The sequence below is a fragment of the Hydrogenophaga sp. GW823-FHT04C09 genome, assembly GCF_058796355.1.
Map to the genome: position 1 here is coordinate 360,517 of NZ_JBXAIO010000001.1, position 17,174 is coordinate 377,690.

The 17,174-nt window shown below is 67.8% G+C and carries 15 protein-coding genes; 2 read left to right on the forward strand and 13 right to left on the reverse strand.

What is annotated here, in order from left to right; all coding sequences use genetic code 11:
- Positions 1 to 76 precede the first annotated feature (76 nt).
- The 9 genes from hisS to AC1Q9M_RS01580 all read right to left on the reverse strand — a co-directional run bounded on the left by hisS (position 77) and on the right by AC1Q9M_RS01580 (position 9,466).
- A complete protein-coding gene (gene hisS, locus AC1Q9M_RS01540; protein WP_492432094.1) occupies positions 77 to 1,381 on the reverse strand; it encodes a histidine--tRNA ligase in 1,305 nt (434 codons plus the stop codon).
- Between the two features lie 49 nt (positions 1,382 to 1,430).
- Positions 1,431 to 2,711, reverse strand: a complete 1,281-nt coding sequence (gene ispG / locus AC1Q9M_RS01545) for a flavodoxin-dependent (E)-4-hydroxy-3-methylbut-2-enyl-diphosphate synthase (protein ID WP_492432683.1) — start codon at positions 2,709 to 2,711, stop codon at positions 1,431 to 1,433.
- Positions 2,712 to 2,713: 2 nt separating this feature from the next.
- The gene (locus tag AC1Q9M_RS01550) at positions 2,714 to 3,658 is read right to left on the reverse strand and encodes a helix-turn-helix domain-containing protein (RefSeq protein ID WP_382324433.1); all 945 of its coding nucleotides are present in this window, start codon (positions 3,656 to 3,658) and stop codon (positions 2,714 to 2,716) included.
- The gene (gene pilW / locus AC1Q9M_RS01555; RefSeq protein WP_382324431.1) at positions 3,651 to 4,511 is read right to left on the reverse strand and encodes a type IV pilus biogenesis/stability protein PilW; all 861 of its coding nucleotides are present in this window, start codon (positions 4,509 to 4,511) and stop codon (positions 3,651 to 3,653) included. Before pilW ends, AC1Q9M_RS01550 begins: the two co-directional genes overlap by 8 nt.
- Positions 4,508 to 5,656, reverse strand: a complete 1,149-nt coding sequence (rlmN, locus tag AC1Q9M_RS01560) for a dual-specificity RNA methyltransferase RlmN (RefSeq protein WP_382158427.1) — start codon at positions 5,654 to 5,656, stop codon at positions 4,508 to 4,510. The genes pilW and rlmN overlap by 4 nt, the downstream gene beginning before the upstream one ends.
- Positions 5,657 to 5,663: 7 nt before the next feature.
- Complete coding sequence (ndk, locus tag AC1Q9M_RS01565) at positions 5,664 to 6,089, reverse strand: nucleoside-diphosphate kinase (protein WP_086123506.1); 426 nt, start codon at positions 6,087 to 6,089, stop codon at positions 5,664 to 5,666.
- Positions 6,090 to 6,203: 114 nt separating this feature from the next.
- Entirely contained in the window at positions 6,204 to 7,544 is a 1,341-nt protein-coding gene (locus tag AC1Q9M_RS01570; RefSeq protein ID WP_444686423.1) for a pseudouridine synthase, read from the reverse strand.
- Entirely contained in the window at positions 7,510 to 8,256 is a 747-nt protein-coding gene (gene scpB / locus AC1Q9M_RS01575; RefSeq protein WP_492432098.1) for an SMC-Scp complex subunit ScpB, read from the reverse strand. Before scpB ends, AC1Q9M_RS01570 begins: the two co-directional genes overlap by 35 nt.
- 199 nt (positions 8,257 to 8,455) lie before the next feature.
- Entirely contained in the window at positions 8,456 to 9,466 is a 1,011-nt protein-coding gene (locus AC1Q9M_RS01580) for an RluA family pseudouridine synthase (RefSeq protein ID WP_382324425.1), read from the reverse strand.
- Between the two features lie 116 nt (positions 9,467 to 9,582).
- Here AC1Q9M_RS01580 and AC1Q9M_RS01585 point away from each other — a divergent pair, with 116 nt between their 5' ends.
- A complete protein-coding gene (locus tag AC1Q9M_RS01585; RefSeq protein WP_444687471.1) occupies positions 9,583 to 10,347 on the forward strand; it encodes an outer membrane protein assembly factor BamD in 765 nt (254 codons plus the stop codon).
- Here AC1Q9M_RS01585 and yoaA read toward each other — a convergent pair.
- A complete protein-coding gene (yoaA, locus tag AC1Q9M_RS01590) occupies positions 10,310 to 12,343 on the reverse strand; it encodes a DNA repair helicase YoaA (RefSeq protein WP_492432100.1) in 2,034 nt (677 codons plus the stop codon). The two genes, AC1Q9M_RS01585 and yoaA, sit on opposite strands and share 38 nt — an antisense overlap.
- 164 nt (positions 12,344 to 12,507) lie before the next feature.
- Here yoaA and AC1Q9M_RS01595 point away from each other — a divergent pair, with 164 nt between their 5' ends.
- Positions 12,508 to 13,266, forward strand: a complete 759-nt coding sequence (locus AC1Q9M_RS01595) for a PP2C family protein-serine/threonine phosphatase (RefSeq protein WP_291119577.1) — start codon at positions 12,508 to 12,510, stop codon at positions 13,264 to 13,266.
- Between the two features lie 8 nt (positions 13,267 to 13,274).
- Here the strand turns inward: AC1Q9M_RS01595 and zapE are convergent, their stop codons facing one another.
- The 3 genes from zapE to odhB form a co-directional block, all read right to left on the reverse strand.
- On the reverse strand, positions 13,275 to 14,372 hold the full coding sequence (zapE, locus tag AC1Q9M_RS01600; protein WP_291119574.1) for a cell division protein ZapE: 1,098 nt from the start codon (positions 14,370 to 14,372) through the stop codon (positions 13,275 to 13,277).
- A 9-nt stretch (positions 14,373 to 14,381) separates the two neighbouring features.
- On the reverse strand, positions 14,382 to 15,809 hold the full coding sequence (gene lpdA, locus AC1Q9M_RS01605) for a dihydrolipoyl dehydrogenase (RefSeq protein WP_382326799.1): 1,428 nt from the start codon (positions 15,807 to 15,809) through the stop codon (positions 14,382 to 14,384).
- A 62-nt stretch (positions 15,810 to 15,871) separates the two neighbouring features.
- Entirely contained in the window at positions 15,872 to 17,146 is a 1,275-nt protein-coding gene (gene odhB, locus AC1Q9M_RS01610; RefSeq protein ID WP_492432103.1) for a 2-oxoglutarate dehydrogenase complex dihydrolipoyllysine-residue succinyltransferase, read from the reverse strand.
- Between the last annotated feature and the right edge of the window lie 28 nt (positions 17,147 to 17,174).

Below are 17,174 nucleotides of genomic sequence, written 5' to 3' on the forward strand. Positions count from 1 at the left end.
GGAATTCGTGCGCCGGTTGCGCAACGGGGGATTGTAGGCGGGTGGCCCCAGGCCACCCCGTGCGGATGCGCGAACGTCAGTCGCCGCGCAGGCGGCCTGCCCAATCGGCGACGGCGTCGAGGGCCAGCAGGCTTTGCGCGGCTTCCGCGGGCGCGTCGGTGCGGGGGCCGCGCAGGGACTTGAGCGCCACCGTGCCTTGCTGCATTTCCTGTTCGCCAAAGATGAGCGCAAAGCGCGCGCCGCTGGCATCGGCCTTCTTGAACTGCGACTTCATGCTGCCCATGCCATCGGCACCGGCGGCATGCATCTGCACGTTCACGCCCTGCAGGCGCAGCGCCCGCAGCACCGGCATCACCTGGGGCACGCGGGCCGCGTCCGGCACGATCGCGTAGGCATCGGGCGCGGGCTGCTCGGGCAGGCGGCCCTGCTCTTTCAGCAATTCCAGGATGCGCTCCATGCCCATGGCCCAGCCGACCGCCGGAGCGGCCTTGCCACCGATCTGTTCGAACAGGCCGTCGTACCGGCCGCCCGCGCACACCGTGCCCTGCGAGCCCAGTTGGGTGGTGACGAACTCGAACACCGAAAGGTTGTAGTAGTCCATGCCGCGCACCAGGCGCGGGTTGATGCGGTAGGTGATGCCGTGCGCATCGAGCAGGCCGCGCAGGCGGTTGAAGTGGTCGAGCGACTCGGCACCCAGGTGGTCCATGAGGCGCGGTGCGGCGTTGACCAGGTCCTGCATGGCCGGGTTCTTGGTGTCCAGAATGCGCAAGGGGTTGCTGTGCAGGCGGCGCTTGGCTTCTTCGTCGAGCTGGTCGGCGTGCGCCTCCAGGTAGGCAATCAGGGCCTGGCGATGGGCCAAGCGCTCGGGCGGCTGGCCCAGGCTGTTGATCTCGAGTTCGATGCCCGTGAGGCCGAGCTCGGCCCAGAGGTCGCAGGCCAGCACGATGAGCTCGGCATCCACGTCCGGGCCCGCGAAGCCCAGGGCCTCGGCACCGAACTGATGGAACTGCCGGTAGCGCCCCCGCTGCGGCCGCTCGTGCCGGAACATCGGGCCCATGTAGTACAGGCGTTTGCCACCGTCGTACAGCAGCGAATGCTCCAGCGCGGCGCGCACCACACCGGCGGTGTTCTCGGGCCGCAGCGTGAGCTGCTCGCCGTTGAGCCGGTCTTCGAAGGAGTACATCTCCTTCTCGACGATGTCGGTCACTTCGCCCAGCCCCCGCACGAACAGCGCCGTGGGCTCGACGATGGGCGTGCGCAGGTTGCGATAGCCGTAGCGGCGCATCAGCGTGCGAAGGGTGTCTTCGAGCCACTCCCAGTGCGCGGACGCGGGAGGCGCGATGTCGTTCATGCCTTTGACGGCGCTCAGTTTGTCTGCCATGCAATCTCTCGTTCAGCCATGCGCCAGAGGCATCGGGTGGTCCCGATGCTCAGGACGTTGCGCCGAATTTCTTCTCGATGTAGTTTTCAACGACCTGCTGGAACTCGCGCGCGATGCCCTCGCCCCGCAGGGTCATGGCCTTCTGCCCGTCGATGAAGATCGGGGCAGCGGGCGCCTCGCCGGTGCCGGGCAGGCTGATGCCGATGTCGGCGTGCTTGCTTTCACCCGGGCCATTGACGATGCAGCCCATCACGGCCACCTTGAGGTTCTCCACCCCGGGATAGCGCGCGCGCCACAGTGGCATGGAGCTGCGCAGGTAGTCGTCGATCTGCTTGGCCAGTTCCTGAAAGGTGGTGCTGGTGGTGCGGCCACAGCCCGGGCAGGCGGTGACCGACGGCACGAAAGCGCGCATGCCCAGGGCCTGCAGGATCTCCAGCGCGATCACCACCTCCTGCGTGCGCGCTTCGCCGGGCTGCGGCGTGAGCGAGACGCGGATCGTGTCGCCAATGCCTTGCTGCAGCAGCACCGACAGCGCCGCCGCCGAGGCCACGGCGCCCTTGGTGCCCATGCCAGCCTCGGTCAGGCCCAGGTGCAGCGCGTAGTCGCAGCGCTGCGCCAAGGCCTGGTAGACCGCGATGAGGTCCTGCACGCCACTGACCTTGCAGGACAGCACGATGTTGTTGCCATTCAGGCCAATTTCTTCAGCCTTGCGGGCGGATTCGAGCGCCGAGGTGATCAGCGCCTCGTACATCACCTGCCGCGCTTCCCAGGGCACGCTGCGGTTCGCGTTTTCGTCCATCAGGCGCGCGAGCAGGTCCTGGTCCAGGCTGCCCCAGTTCACGCCGATGCGGATGGCCTTGTCGTGGCGCGCCGCGATTTCCACCATCTGCGCGAACTGGCGGCCGCCCTTGTCGCCTCGGCCCACGTTGCCGGGGTTGATGCGGTACTTGGACAGTGCCTCGGCACAGGCCGGGTGGTCGGTGAGCAGGCGGTGGCCGTTGTAGTGGAAGTCCCCGATCAGCGGCACGTTCACGCCCATGCGGTCGAGCTGCTCGCGGATGTAGGGCACGGCCTTGGCGGCCTCGTCGTTGTTGACCGTGATGCGCACCAGCTCGGAGCCGGCCAGCGCCAGTTCCTTGACCTGGATCGCCGTGCCCACGGCATCGGCGGTGTCGGTGTTGGTCATGGACTGCACGCGCACCGGCGCATCGCCGCCCACCGTGACGCGGTGGTCACCCCAGGCCACCACCCCCTGGCGGGTGCGGCGCGTTCGCGCCGCCGACAGCGGAATCGGTTCACACGACGCGGCGGGGCGCACCAGGGTGTCCATGTTCATTTCACCTCGAATCGGGCGACGTTGTTGCGCGCGTAGCGCGTCACGTCGAACGGCTTGCCACGCACAGTAACCTGAGCGACCTCGGCACGGCCAAGCACCACGGTGTAAGGCGGCGCGCTGGAAAAATCGACGGCGTCACCGGCTTGCAACACGCGCTGGATGACGACACTGCCCGAGCCATTGACGACCTCCACCCAGGATTCGCCGGTGGCGGCAATGGTGAGCAGGCTGCCCGATGCGGGTGCGGCAGGCGCCGCGGCAGCCGGGGCCACGGGCGGCACCGCAGCCACGGCCGGAGCAGCCGCAGGCGACGCGGACACCGGTGCGGGTGCCGCCACAGGCGCCGCGGGTGTCGCGCCTCCTGGCGCGGGCGCCACAGGCGCACCCGCCGCAGCGGGTTCCTGAACAGGCTCGGGCTCCACCGCCGCCACCGGTTCCGCCGGTTGCTCCAGCGGCGTGACCACGTTGCCCGCCTCGGCCTGCGCAGGCTCCTGCGCGGACTCTTCCGCGCGCGGCAGGAACACGATCACCAGCGCGCCCAGCAGCAGCACGATCGCGGCCAGCAGCGCGGGGCGCGAGAGCCAGCTCAAGGGGTTGATGGGGGCCGGGTCGTGCGCGGGCTGGAAGGGGGCGTTGATCGCATGGCGCGAACCACCCAGTTCAGGGATGCCTCCCTGCGGAATCTGTTCGAGGATCGGCGCCGGATCCACCTTGAGGTGGCGGCATGCGCTGGACGCCAGCGCGCGCGCGAAGGTCAGGTCGGGCAGTTCGCTGTAGCGCCCTGCTTCCAGGGCTTCGAGTTTTTTCACCGGCACCTTGAGGGCCGCGGCGAGCGCTGCAATGTGCAAGCCCGCCGCCTCGCGCGCCGCGCGCAGCAGCACCGGGCGCGAAGCACCCTCCCCGGCCGCCGTGGCGCCCTCGTTGGCATACACCTCATTCATCAAATGCTCTCCGCTGATACGACGCCCACTCACGCGAGTCCGGATAACGCCGGCTCAGTTGCTGGGCCAGTTGGGCCATGGCTTCGGCGTTGCCCATGCGGTGCTCCACCTTGATGCCCAGCCACAGGGTTTCGGCATTGGCCAGCTCGCTGTTGTTCAGCCGGCGAATGGTGAACTGCGCCTTCGCGTTCTCGCCGCGGCGGAACTGCAAGGCCGCCAGGTTGTAGGCCGTGATGGGGTTGCCAGGATCGAGCTCGTAGGAGCGCGCCAGACTGCCCTCTGCTTCTTCAAACTGCGCCGCCCGCACCTGGCAGATGCCCTTGACCATCAGGGTCTTGGCCTGGCCGCCGTACACCGGGCTGGCCAGCGCCTGCTGGAACAGCTCGATCGCCTGCGGGTAGCGGCCTTGCTGGCACGCGAACAGGCCGTAGTGGTGCAGCACGTCCGGATCGCGCGGGCTGAGCAGTTGCGCGCGCTTGAAGCTGTCTTCCGCGAGCCGCAGTTCGTTCAGCCGCGCGTACACCAGGCCGCGCAGCGTGTAGGCCGGCGCATAGTTCGGATCAGCGGCCAGCGCCAGCTTGATCTCGTCGAGCGCCACCGTGGTCTGGCCCTGCTCGAAGTAGCCCGAAGCCAGCTCCACCCGGATGCGCGCGCGCTTGCGCGCTTCGGGCTCGTCCGACTCGGTGACCGGTTCGGCACCGGCTGCCACGGCAGCGGCCGTGGTGGCGGGCAGGCCGCGCGTTTGCGCACAGCCGGCCAGCAACACCAGCAGCACACCCAGCCAGAAGCTGGCCACCATGCCACGCGAGCGCGTGCCATGCGCCCCAAAACCGGTGCGGGTCGGATGTGTCATGCCTGCCTTTCCTTTTGAACGAAACGAATGGGGCGCTCGCTGGCATTGCTGCGCCGTTGCGCCAGGCGCTTGGCCGCGTTGGTGCGGTCCAGCACATCGCCCGCGAGCTGACCGCAGGCGGCATCGATGTCGTCCCCACGCGTCTTGCGCACCGTGGTGACCACACCGGCTTCATTGAGCATCTGCCCGAAGCGCTGCACCACCGCGCGTGGAGAGCAGGTCAGCCCCGAGTCCGGGAAAGGGTTGAAAGGAATCAGGTTGATCTTGCACGGCACACCGCGCTCGCCATGCTGCTTGAGCAGGGCCAGCAATTCGCGGGCGTGCTCGGGCTGGTCGTTCACCCCGTCGAGCATGCAGTACTCGAAAGTGATGAAGTCGCGTGGCGCCGCCGGCAGGTAGCGCAGGCAGGCGTCCAGCAGTTCGGCGATGGGGTACTTGCGGTTCAAGGGCACGAGGTCGTCGCGCAGGGGGTCGTTGGGGGCGTGCAGCGACACCGCCAGGGCCACTGGGCAATCCTGCGCCAGGCGATCGATCATCGGCACCACGCCCGAGGTGGACACCGTCACGCGGCGGCGCGAGAGGCCGTAGCCATGGTCATCGAGCATGGCGCGCAGCGCCGGCACCAGCGCGTGGTAGTTCTGCAAGGGTTCGCCCATGCCCATCATGACCACGTTCGTGATCACGCGTTCCCCGCGTTTCAGATGACGGCGAAGAAAATGCTCGGCATGCCACAGCTGGGCCAGGATCTCACCGGTGGTGAGGTTGCGCGAAAAGCCCTGGTGGCCGGTGGAGCAGAAGCGGCAGCCCACGGCGCAACCGGCCTGGGAGGAAATGCACAGCGTGCCGCGGTCTTCCTCGGGGATGAACACGGTTTCCACCGCGTTGCCATCGCCCACATCGAAGAGCCATTTGATGGTGCCGTCGGCCGAATCCTGGCGCGAGAGCACGGGCAGGTCGGTGATGGTGCAGACGCCGGGCAGCTTGTCGCGCAGGCTGCGCGCCAGGTCCGTCATCTGGGCGAAGTCCGACGCCCCTTTTTGATGGATCCAGCGAAACAGCTGGACGGCGCGAAAGCGCTTCTCGCCCAGCTGCTCGCAAAAGGCGGCCAAACCCTCGAGATCGAAGTCGAGCAGATTGGCCGTCATACCATGATCAACGCGAGTAGACGTTGAGGCCGGCAAAGAAGAATGCCACTTCGGCGGCAGCCGTCTCGGGCGCGTCCGAGCCGTGCACGGCGTTGGCGTCGATGCTGTCGGCGAAGTCGGCGCGGATGGTGCCGGCAGCGGCCTTCTTGGGATCGGTGGCGCCCATCAGGTCGCGGTTCTTGGCAATGGCGCCTTCGCCTTCGAGCGCCTGGATCATCACGGGGCCGGAGATCATGAAGTCGACCAGGTCCTTGAAGAAGGGACGGGCCTTGTGCACGGCGTAAAAGGCTTCGGCTTCGCCGCGCGAGAGGTGAGCCATGCGAGCGGCCACGACCTTCAGGCCAGCAGCTTCAAAGCGGGCGTAAATCTGGCCGATGACGTTCTTGGCGACGGCGTCGGGCTTGATGATCGAGAGGGTGCGTTCGATGGCCATAGGAATCCTGAAGTTTCTTGGTTGAATTTGCCGAAGCCACAAGGCCTCACAAAGCCCACGATTCTACATTGCTCGGGTGTCCGTGCCGTGGAACGTGGGCGTGGGAAGCGCCATTCAGCGCCCGCCCGAACGTCCGCCACCCCGGCGCCGGCCACCGCCCGGCGGGCCTCCGCGGCCGGCGTCCTGCTCGCGCCGGCGCTGCAGGGCGTCCTGACCGATGTAACCGAAGGAGGTTTTCATCGGGTCCGGCTGCGAACCCGCACTCCCCTGCCCCTTGCCCGGGCCCTTGGCGCCGCGCGGCTTGGCGCCACCCGGCGCCCCGCCCATGCCGTAGCCGCTGTTGGTCCGGCGATCGCCGAAACCGGGGCCGTCCGCACGGCTGCCTGGCGGTTTGCCCTGGGTGCGGCCTCCCTTGCCGCCTTGTTTGCCCCGCTGGGCAGGGTGCCGGCCGCCGGGGCGCGGGCCACGCGGCTCGTCGGCCTCCACCAGCCCTGCCGCGGCGGTCAACCGGGCGATGTCGCGGTCGTCGAGTTCCAGCCACACGCCGCGCTTGAGCCCGCGCGGCAGCATCACCGCGCCATAACGGATGCGGATCAGCCGGCTGACCGCATGGCCAACGGCTTCGAACATGCGGCGCACCTCGCGGTTGCGGCCCTCGCCGATCGTCACGCGGTACCAGCAGTTGGCGCCCTCGCCGCCGCCATCCTCGATGGAGGCGAACTGGGCCACGCCGTCGTCCAGGCGCACGCCGTCCAGCAGCCGCTGTTTCTCTTCGTTGGACAAGGCGCCCAGCACGCGCACGGCGTATTCCCGCTGCAGACCGAAACGGGGGTGCATCAGCCGGTTGGCCAGCTCGCCCGAGTTGGTCAGCAACAGCAGGCCTTCGGTGTTGAGGTCGAGTCGACCCACCGACTGCCACTTGCCCTGCAGCAGCTTGGGCAGGCGTCGGAACACGGTCGGGCGGTTCTGCGGGTCGTCGTGAGAGACCACCTCCCCGGCGGGCTTGTGGTACGCCAGCACACGGGGCGGCGGCGGCATCATGCGCACGCGCACCGGCTTGCCGTTGACCTTGATGACGTCCCCGAACTGGATGCGCTGCCCGATGTGGGCTGGCTCGCCGTTGACCGAGATGCGGCCTTCCAGGATGAGTTGCTCCATCTCCAGCCGCGAGCCCATGCCGGCCTGCGCCAGCACCTTGTGCAGCTTGGGCGACTCGGCCTGCGGCGCGAGCACGCGCTTGGTCGGCAGCGGCAGGGCTTGCTCCTGTTCTGCATCGAAGGCCCCGCTGACCACGTCGTCGAAACGCAGGGCTTCTGCATCGGCGGCCTCTCGAGGGCCCGCGACAGGGGCCGGTTCCATGCCCGCGGCCTGAGGCGGCACCGTGTTCTCGGCGGGCGGCAACGTCGCGTCGGGGGTCGACTCAGGCGTCGCTGGGGGGGTGTTCGCCGGGTTCATGGTGTTCCTGGGTGGAGGGATCGGCTCTCTGCAGATCGGGGGTGGGGGTCTCGGCGTCGGCCGGCAAGTCGGCGGTCGCCGTTGCTTCGGGCGCATCCGCCACGGCAATCTCGGTATCGATCGCGACCTCTGCCACTTCGGGCGACAGGTTGGACGACAGTGCTTCGAAGTCCAGCCGGTCCAGGGCCGACTCCTGGATTTCATTGCCCTCGAGCGGGGGCAACTGATCGAGCGACGACAGGCCCAGGTCGTCGAGAAACTGGCGCGTGGTGGCGAACAGCGCGGGACGGCCCACGGTTTCGCGGTGGCCGATGACCTCGACCCAACCCCGGTCCTCCAACTGCTTGATGATGAGCGAGTTGATGGTCACGCCGCGGATGTCTTCCATGTCGCCCCGCGTCACCGGCTGGCGGTAGGCAATGATGGCCAGCGTCTCCATGGTGGCGCGGCTGTAACGAGGCGGCTTTTCGGGGTGCAAACGGTCCAGGTAGGGGCGCAGTTCGGGCCGGCTCTGGAAACGCCAGCCACTGGCCACTTGCACCAGTTCGACGCCGCGGCCGGTCCATTCCAGCTGAAGGTCGGCCAGCAAGGTCTTGAGCGTGTCCGCCGAGACTTCGGCGTCGAACAGCGTGCCCAGTTCCCGCACAGACAGGGGCTGGGGCGCGCAGATCAACGCCGTCTCGAGGACGCGCTTGGCATCCGTGGTGTTCATGGTGTCAGTCTGTCAAAAACCGGCATGGACCGGGACGGTACAGGGGTGGGCACGGGGCCCGTTGCTCAAACCGGCGAGGACGGCGGTGGCCGTCGGCTCGGAACGCCGGGGAAGAACCTGTTGCCTGGCAGGGCAAAAATTGGGGGATCGTGAGGTCAGGACCTCGACACGCCGCGCAGCGGGGGTCGCACGGTAGCGCTCACTCGAGGAATCCGCTGCCCAGACCCGGCTCATTGTACCGGAGGCCGCTGCCATCGATGGCGGCCAGCAGGTCCGGCGGCGGGGCCGATTGAAACGCCAGCGGCTCGCCGGTGATCGGATGCCGCAGCGACAGGCGCGCCGCATGCAGGGCCTGGCGGCCCATGCCCCAGAGCGGGCGACCACCGTAGAGCGCATCCCCGACCAGGGGATGACCCAACCAGGCCATGTGCACGCGAATCTGGTGCGTGCGCCCCGTGTGCAGCTTGCAGGCCACCAGGCAGGCCTGGTCAGACCCATCGAGCAGGCGAATGGTGGTCTGCGCCGTTTTCCCGATGCCGGTGTCGGCGCGCACGACGGCCATGCGCAGGCGGTTGTGCACGTCGCGCCCGATGGGCTGGTCCACGCCCTTCTCGGCCGTGCCCTGCCAGCGGCCATGGGCCAGGGCAAGGTACTGGCGATTCACCTCGCGCGCGGCGATGGCTCGCACCAGCGCCTCCACGGCCTGGCGCGATTTGCCCACGAGCATGAGGCCCGAGGTGTCCTTGTCCAGGCGGTGCACGATACCGGCGCGCGGCAACGCCGCGGCGCCGGCGTGGTGAGCCAGCAGACCGTTGAGCAACGTGCCGGTCCAGTGACCCGCCGCCGGGTGCACCACCAGGCCGGCGGGCTTCTGGATCACCAGCAGGTCGGCGTCCTCGAACACCACGTCCAGCGCCATGGCCTGCGCCACGAAGGCCTGCGCCTGCTGCGTGGGGCGCAGTTCCACCGCCAACCGGTCGCCCACGGCGATGCGGGCCGACGGCTTGCGCAGGGCTGTGCCGCGCATCACGACAGCGCCGTCGGCCATCAGTTGCTGCAGGTAGGAACGGGAGAATTCGGGAATCAGCTGCGCCAGCGCGCGATCGATGCGCCAGCCATGCATGGCAGCGGGTACTTCGCAGATCCGCGTTTCCATTTCCGCCGTGAGTTCGTCGAGCACGGCGCCCGCCTCCGATTCGAGACCCGGCATGGAACCTCCTGTCACATCCCCCGTCGATATAATTTGCGAAGCCAAGTCCATTGTTCCGTTGTAAAGGTGCACCCGTGAAGTTGACGTCCAGATTATCGGCTGTGCCCCTGTGCGCGATGGCCTCGGCGCTGGTGCTCAGCGCATGCAGCACCACGCCCGTGGATGAAACGGCCGGCTGGAGCCCGAACCGAATCTACAGCGAAGCGACCGAAGAGCGTGCCGCCGGCAACTACGAGAAGTCGGTGACGCTGTACGAAAAGCTCGAAGGCCGTGCCGCCGGCACCCCCCTGGCCCAGCAGGCCCAGCTCGACAAGGCTTACGCGCAGTACAAGGCCGGCGAACAAGCCCAGGCGCTGGCCACCCTCGACCGCTTTCAGAAGCTCCATCCCACCAGCCCGGCGATGGACTATGCCCTGTACCTCAAGGGGCTGGTGAATTTCAACGACAACCTCGGCCTCTTCGGCTCGCTGGCGCGTCAGGATCTGTCCGAACGCGATCAGAAAGCCGCCAAGGAATCGTTCGAAGCGTTCCGCGAGCTCGTCTCGCGGTTCCCGGATTCCCGCTACAGCCCCGATGCCCGGGACCGCATGACGTACATCGTCAACTCGCTGGCGCAGTACGAGGTCCATGTCGCGCGCTACTACCACAGCCGAGGCGCCTACGTGGCGGCCATCAACCGCGCCCAGACGGCCTTGACCGACTACGTCAACGCGCCGGCCCTCGAAGAAGCCCTCTTCATCATGCTGCAGTCCTATGAGGCGCTGGGCCTGACGCAGCTGCGCGACGACACCCGCCGCGTGATGCAGGCCAGCTACCCGAACAGCGAGTACCTGAGCCAGGGTTTCAAGTCCAAAGACGATCCCTGGTGGAAGATCTGGTAAGCACCAGCGCATCGAGGCGGGCGACCATGTCCGCCTCGTCCACCAGCCGGCTCATGGCTGGCAACGCCCCCAGTAGACGGTTGCCATAAGACCGGGTGACCAGGCGCCGGTCGCCGATCACCAGAATCCCCTGGTCGGTCTCGGAGCGGATCAAACGCCCTGCCCCCTGCTTGAGCGCCATGGCGGCTTCGGGCAGAAAGGCATCGTTGAAAGCGCTCAAGCCCCGCGCCTCGAGGCGCTGGCCGCGCGCCTGCATCAAGGGATCGTCCGGTGGTGGAAAAGGCAGCTTGTCGATGACCAACAGCTGCAGTGCGTCGCCGGGCAGATCCACGCCCTCCCAGAACGACGCCGACGCCACCAGCACGGACGGTTCGCTCGCTTGGCGAAACCGCGCCAACAGCGCGCGCTTGGACAAGCGCCCCTGCGCCAACACCTGAAGCGGCGCGCAACGCCCTTGCGCCACCAGGCCCTGCAGATGGTCGGCCATGCGCGATGCGGCGCGCAAGGTGGTGGTCAACACCAGGGTGCGGCCACCCAGTCGGGATGCCCAGCGCGCCACCGCGTCGGCGAGCGCCGGCGTGTGAGAGGCGTCGGCGGGCTCGGGCAGGTCGTGGGGCACATACAGCGCCGCCTGGGCCGCGTGATCGAACGGGCTGGGCACGCGCAGGGTGCGCAAACCCGGCAGCGCATCCAGGCCGAGGCCCCGGGTGAACCAGCTCAGCCCGTCGTCGCTGCCCAAGGTCGCCGACGAGAACACCCAGCTGCGCCGGCCCGCCGATTCGTCCAGCAAGGGCTGGAACAGACGGGCGCTGTCGGACGGCGCGCACACGGCGCGCCAATGCCGGGCCTCTCCCCACTCCACCCACCGAACCATGTCGGTCGCCGGCATGTCGGTGGCCATGCCTCGCCACACCGACAGCAAAGCCTGCACCCGCGCCTGCAGGCGCTCCAGTTCCGCCGAGGCTTGCGCGGTGGCGGTCAGCGCCTCCTGGCTGGCCGTCAACGCCTGGCTCAGTTCGATGGCGCAGCGCTGCCAGGCGGCCGCGTCAACACCTTCGGGCGCCATGCCTTGCCAACGGTAGCGGCCACCACTGCCACCGGCCTGGCGGGGCAAGGCGGCCATCGCGCGCGCGGCCTGTTCGATCGCCAGTGCCAGGTGGGCCCACGGCCGCTGGCCCCGCGCCCACTGCGGCCCCTGGGTGGCCAGATCGCGCGCCAGTTCCCGCAACTGCCCCGTCCCGAGCGTGTGCCCCAGAAACGGAATGCCGGTGTCGTTCAGCTGATGCGCTTCGTCGAACACCACCACCTCGGCGGCCGGCAGCAACGAGGCCACGCCCGACTCCAGCAACAGCTGATCCGAAAAGAACAGGTGGTGGTTGATCACCACCCACTCGGCCTGCAAGGCCTCGCCGCGCGCGCGGTTGACATGGCAATCGCCGTGGCGCGGGCAGCTCGCGCCCAGGCAGTTGTCCCGGGTGGATGTGACCATCGGGCGCAGCGGCGAGCGTTCGTCCAGGGCCTCCAGTTCGGCCAGGTCGCCGCTGCGCGAGCGGTTCGCCCAGCTCAGCACCTGGGCCAACACGGCCGTGATGGCAGGGTCGCGCAGGCCGACCGACGCCGGCCCATGCAAGGCCTGCTCCAGTCGATGCAGGCAGACGTAACTCGACCGCCCCTTGAGCAGGGCCACGCGCACCGGCAGACCGAGTGCGCGAACCACGGCGGGAATGTCGCGCGTGAACAGCTGGTCCTGCAAGGCCTGGGTGGCGGTGGACAGCAGAGCACGCCGGCCACTGAGCAGCAAGGGCACGAGGTAGGCGAAGGTCTTGCCCACCCCGGTGCCCGCTTCGACGGCCAGGCCATGGCCGTCTTCGATGGCGCGGGACACGGCGGCGGCCATGTCGAGCTGCCCCTGACGCGGGCGCAGACTGCCGTGCGCGCGCGCCAAGGGTCCGTCGGCGGCAAACGCGGCTGCCACGCCGTTTTCAAGCGCGCTCAAGCCGCCTCCAGGCCCTGCCAGGCACCGTTGAGCAGGCCCACGCCGCCGGACGGCGGACCGGCGCGCAAGGGTTCACGGTTTCGGCCTTTGCCGGGCTTCGCGCAGCGCATATGTGGATACCATTGCACCCATTTCCCCACCCGCACAGACCGATCAGCACCTTCATGTCCAAAGGCTACCGCATCCAGGCCTCCACCGGCATCCACCGGGGCGACCGCGATTACCAGCAAGACCAGGTCAGCCTGCTGCACCATCCGCGCCACGGCACCTGCCTGCTCGCGGTGCTGGCCGACGGGATGGGGGGTCGCAGCGGCGGACGCAAAGCCTCCGACCAGGTGATGCTCACGGCGCGGCAGCTGTTCGAGCGCTACGACCCCGAGACGGACGATGCCGCCGCGCTGCTGCGCCAGATCGTCGAAGAGTCGCACCTGGTGATCAAGCTCACGGCTGTCTCGGCCGAACAGGAGCCGCACAGCACCATCGCCGCCTTCCTCATCAACCCGGGTGGCGACAGCCACTGGGTGCACGCAGGCGACTCGCGCATCTACCACTTCCGCAATGGCCGGATGGTCTTTCGCACGATGGACCATTCCTACGTGCAGACCCTGGTCAACCAGGGCGAGATCAGCGAGGAAGAGGCGTTGGACCACCCGCATGCCAACATCCTGATGGGCTGCCTGGGCACGGAGAACGATCCGCCAGTGGACCTGCACGTGGTGCCCCAGCTGAGCGCGGGTGACGCGATCATGGCCTGCAGCGACGGCATCTGGCACTACTTCACCCCGGAAGAACTCTCCAGCACGATCGCCATGCTCTCGCCCCGCGAGGCTTGCGAGTTCCTGATCCAGAAGGCGCGCTCGCGCGCCAAGGGCATGGGCGACAACCTGTCGCTGACGATCGTCAAACTCGACCCGCTCGGCTGAAGCGGGGTTCAAGTCAGCCCGGTGTCCACCAACCGGTGCTCCAGCGACAGGAATTCCTGCGACTGCATCTCGGTCAGGCGCGAGACGGTGCGCGGGAATTCGTGCGACATCGGCCCTTCCACGTACAGATCCTCGGGAGGCACGGCGGCGGACATCACCAGCTTGACCCGCCGGTCGTAGAGCACATCCACCAGCCAGGTGAAGCGCCGCGCTTCCGACGCCTGGCGCACCGACATCTGCGGCACGTTCGACAGCATGAGCGTGTGGAACTGGGAAGCGATCTCGAGGTAGTCGTTCTGCGAACGGGGTCCACCGCACAGGGTGCGGAAGTCGAACCAGATCACGCCGCCTGAGCGCCGCAGCGCCTGGATCTGCCGCGCTTCGATGTGCATGACCGCATCGTGGTCGCCCATCTCGGCCAACTCATTGAAGGTGGCCTCCATCGCGGCATCGGCCTGCGGCCCCAGCGGGCAGTGGTAGAGCTGGATGTGGTTGAGCGTGCGCTGGCGGTAGTCGGTGCCGTTGTCCACGCTCAGCACCTCCAGCCGCTGCTTGAGCAATTCGATCGCGGGCAGGATGCGATCGCGGTGCAGCCCGTCGGGGTACAGGTCGTCCGGGCGGAAGTTGGACGTGGTGACGAACCCCACGCCCGCCTTGAACAGCGCGTCCAGCAAACGGTGCAGGATCATCGCGTCGGTCACGTCGGCCACGTGAAACTCATCGAAGCAGATGAGCTTGTAGCGCTTGGCGATGCGCGCGCCGAGCTCGTCCAGCGGATTGACCGTGCCCTGCAACTCGCGCAGTTCGCGGTGCACCTCGCGCATGAACTCGTGGAAATGCAGCCGCGTCTTGCGACGCAGCGGCACCGCCTCGAAAAAGCACTCCATGAGGAAACTCTTGCCCCGGCCCACGCCGCCGTACATGTAGACGCCGCGCGGGATCTCGGGATTGACGAAGAGCTTCTTCAGCGAGTTCGAGCGCTTCTGCTTGTAAACCGCCCACTCGGCCGCGCACCGCTCCAGCGCGTCGATGGCGCGCTGTTGGGCGGGGTCCGTCGTGTAGCCGCGCTCCTTGAGCGCGGCCTCGTACGTGCTGCGGACGCTCAAGATCGGCGCTTAGAAGTTCAGCGTGCGCTTGTCCACCGCCAGCGCGGCTTCCTTCGTCGCTTCCGACAGCGAAGGGTGGGCGTGGCAGATGCGCGCGATGTCCTCGGCACTGGCCTTGAACTCCATGGCCACCACGGCTTCGGCGATCAGTTCGCTGGCCATGGGGCCCACGATGTGCACGCCGAGGATCTCGTCGGTGGTCGCGTCGGCCAGGAACTTCACCATGCCGGTGGTGTCGCCCAGCGCCCGCGCACGGCCGTTGGCCAGGAACGGGAAGGTGCCGGCCTTGTACTTCACGCCGTCGGCCTTGAGCTGCTGCTCGGTGCGGCCCACCCAGGCGATCTCGGGGCTGGTGTAGATCACCCAGGGGATGGTGTTGAAGTTGACGTGTCCGTGCTGGCCGGCGATGCGCTCGGCCACGGCCACGCCCTCTTCTTCCGCCTTGTGCGCCAGCATGGGGCCACGCACCACGTCGCCCACGGCCCACACACCCTTGAGGCTGGTGCGGCATTCGCCGTCCACCACGATGGCGCCGCGCTCGTCGAGCTGCAGGCCCACGGCCTCGGCATTCAGGCCGATGGTGTTGGGCACACGGCCGATGGAGACGATCAGCTTGTCGGCGTCAATGCTCTGCGCTTCGCCCTTGGCGTTCGTGTAGGCCACGCTCACGCCCTTCTTGCCGGTCTTGACCTCGCCGACCTTCACGCCCAGTTCGATCTTCAGGCCTTGCTTGTCGAAGGCCTTCTTGGCTTCCTTGGCGATCTGCTCGTCCACCGCGCCCAGGAAGGTCGGCAGACCTTCGAGGATGATCACGTCCGAGCCCAGGCGGCGCCAGACCGAGCCCATTTCCAGGCCGATCACGCCGGAGCCGATCAGCACCAGCTTCTTGGGCACGGCGCCGAGGCGCAGCGCGCCGTCGTTGGACAGCACGCTCTCTTCGTCGAACGGCACACCCGGCAGCGCGCGGGCGTTGGAGCCCGTGGCCAGGATGATCTGCTGGCCCGTGATGAGCTCTTCCTTCGCGCCGGTCACCTGGATCTCGTAGCCGGCTTCGACGGCCTTCACGAACGAGCCGCGGCCATGGAAGAAGGTGACCTTGTTCTTCTTGAACAGGTACAGGATGCCGTCGTTGTTCTGCTTCACCACCGTGTCCTTGCGGCCGATCATCTTGGCGATGTCGATCTTCACGTTGGTGGCGCTGATGCCATGGTCGGCGAAGTGGTGGTTGGCGTGATCGAAGTGTTCGGACGACTGCAGCAGCGCCTTGCTGGGAATGCAGCCGACGTTGGTGCAGGTGCCACCCGGTGCCGGGCCGCCAGCGGCGTTCTTCCACTCGTCGATGCAGGCGACCTTGAAGCCGAGCTGCGCCGCACGGATGGCGGCGATGTAGCCACCGGGGCCGCCGCCGATCACGACGACGTCAAAGGATTGGGACATGTTGTTTTCCTGAAGTCAAAGGGCCAACGCCCCTGTCGGGGCGTTGGCGAGAGGAGGATCGATCAGATGTCGAACAGGATGCGGGCCGGGTCTTCCAGCGCTTCCTTCATCGCCACCAGCCCCAGCACGGCTTCGCGGCCGTCGATGATGCGGTGGTCGTACGACATGGCGAGGTAGTTGATCGGGCGGATCACGATCTGGCCGTTCTCCACCACCGCGCGGTCCTTGGTAGCGTGCACGCCCAGGATGGCCGACTGCGGCGGGTTGATGATGGGCGTGGACAGCATGGAGCCGAAGGTGCCGCCGTTGGAGATCGAGAACGTGCCACCGGTGAGGTCGTCCAGGCCCAGCTTGCCATCCTTGGCTTTCTGGCCGAACTCGGCGATCTTCTTCTCGATGTCGGCAAAGCTCATCTGGTCGGCGTTGCGCAGGATGGGCACCACCAGGCCGCGGGGCGAACCGACAGCGATGCCGATGTCGAAGTAGCCGTGGTAGACGATGTCGCTGCCGTCCACCGAGGCATTGATGATCGGGTACTTCTTGAGCGCATGCACCGCGGCCTTCACGAAGAAGCTCATGAAGCCCAGCTTGACACCGTGTTCCTTCTCGAACTTCTCCTGGAACTTCTTGCGCATCTCCATCACGGGCGCCATGTTCACTTCGTTGAACGTGGTCAGGATGGCGTTGGTGGATTGCGATTGCAGCAGACGCTCGGCCACGCGCGCGCGCAGGCGGGTCATGGCCACGCGCTCTTCGGGGCGGTCACCCAGGTCGGGGGCGACCACGGGCACCTGCGGCAGCACCTTGGAAGGCGCGCCGGTGGGGATCGCCACGGGGGCGGCCACGGCGGCCTTGGGCGCGGCCACGGCCGACAGCACGTCGCCCTTGGTCACGCGGCCGTCCTTGCCGGTGCCGGCCACCGAGCCAGCGGCCAGGTTGTTGTCGGCCATCAGCTTGGCGGCGGCGGGCATGGCCACACCGGCCTTGGATTGGGATGTTGCAGCAGCAGCAGCAGCAGCCGGTGCGGCGGCGGGAGCGGCAGCGGCAGCGGCAGGCGCCGCAGCAGCGGGTGCGGGCGCCGCGGCACCGGCGACGGCAGCGGTGTCGATGCGAGCGATCAGCTGGTCGGCGGCCACGGTGGCGCCGTCGCCCTGGACCAGCTCCACCAGCACGCCGGCGGCGGGCGCGGGCACTTCGAGCACGACCTTGTCGGTTTCGATCTCGATCAGGATTTCATCGGCCGCGACGGCTTCGCCGGCCTTCTTCTTCCATGCCAGCAAGGTGGCTTCGGCCACGGATTCGGACAGTTGCGGAACTTTGACTTCTACGATTGCCATGAGTGTTCTACCTGGGGGTTTTGTGGGG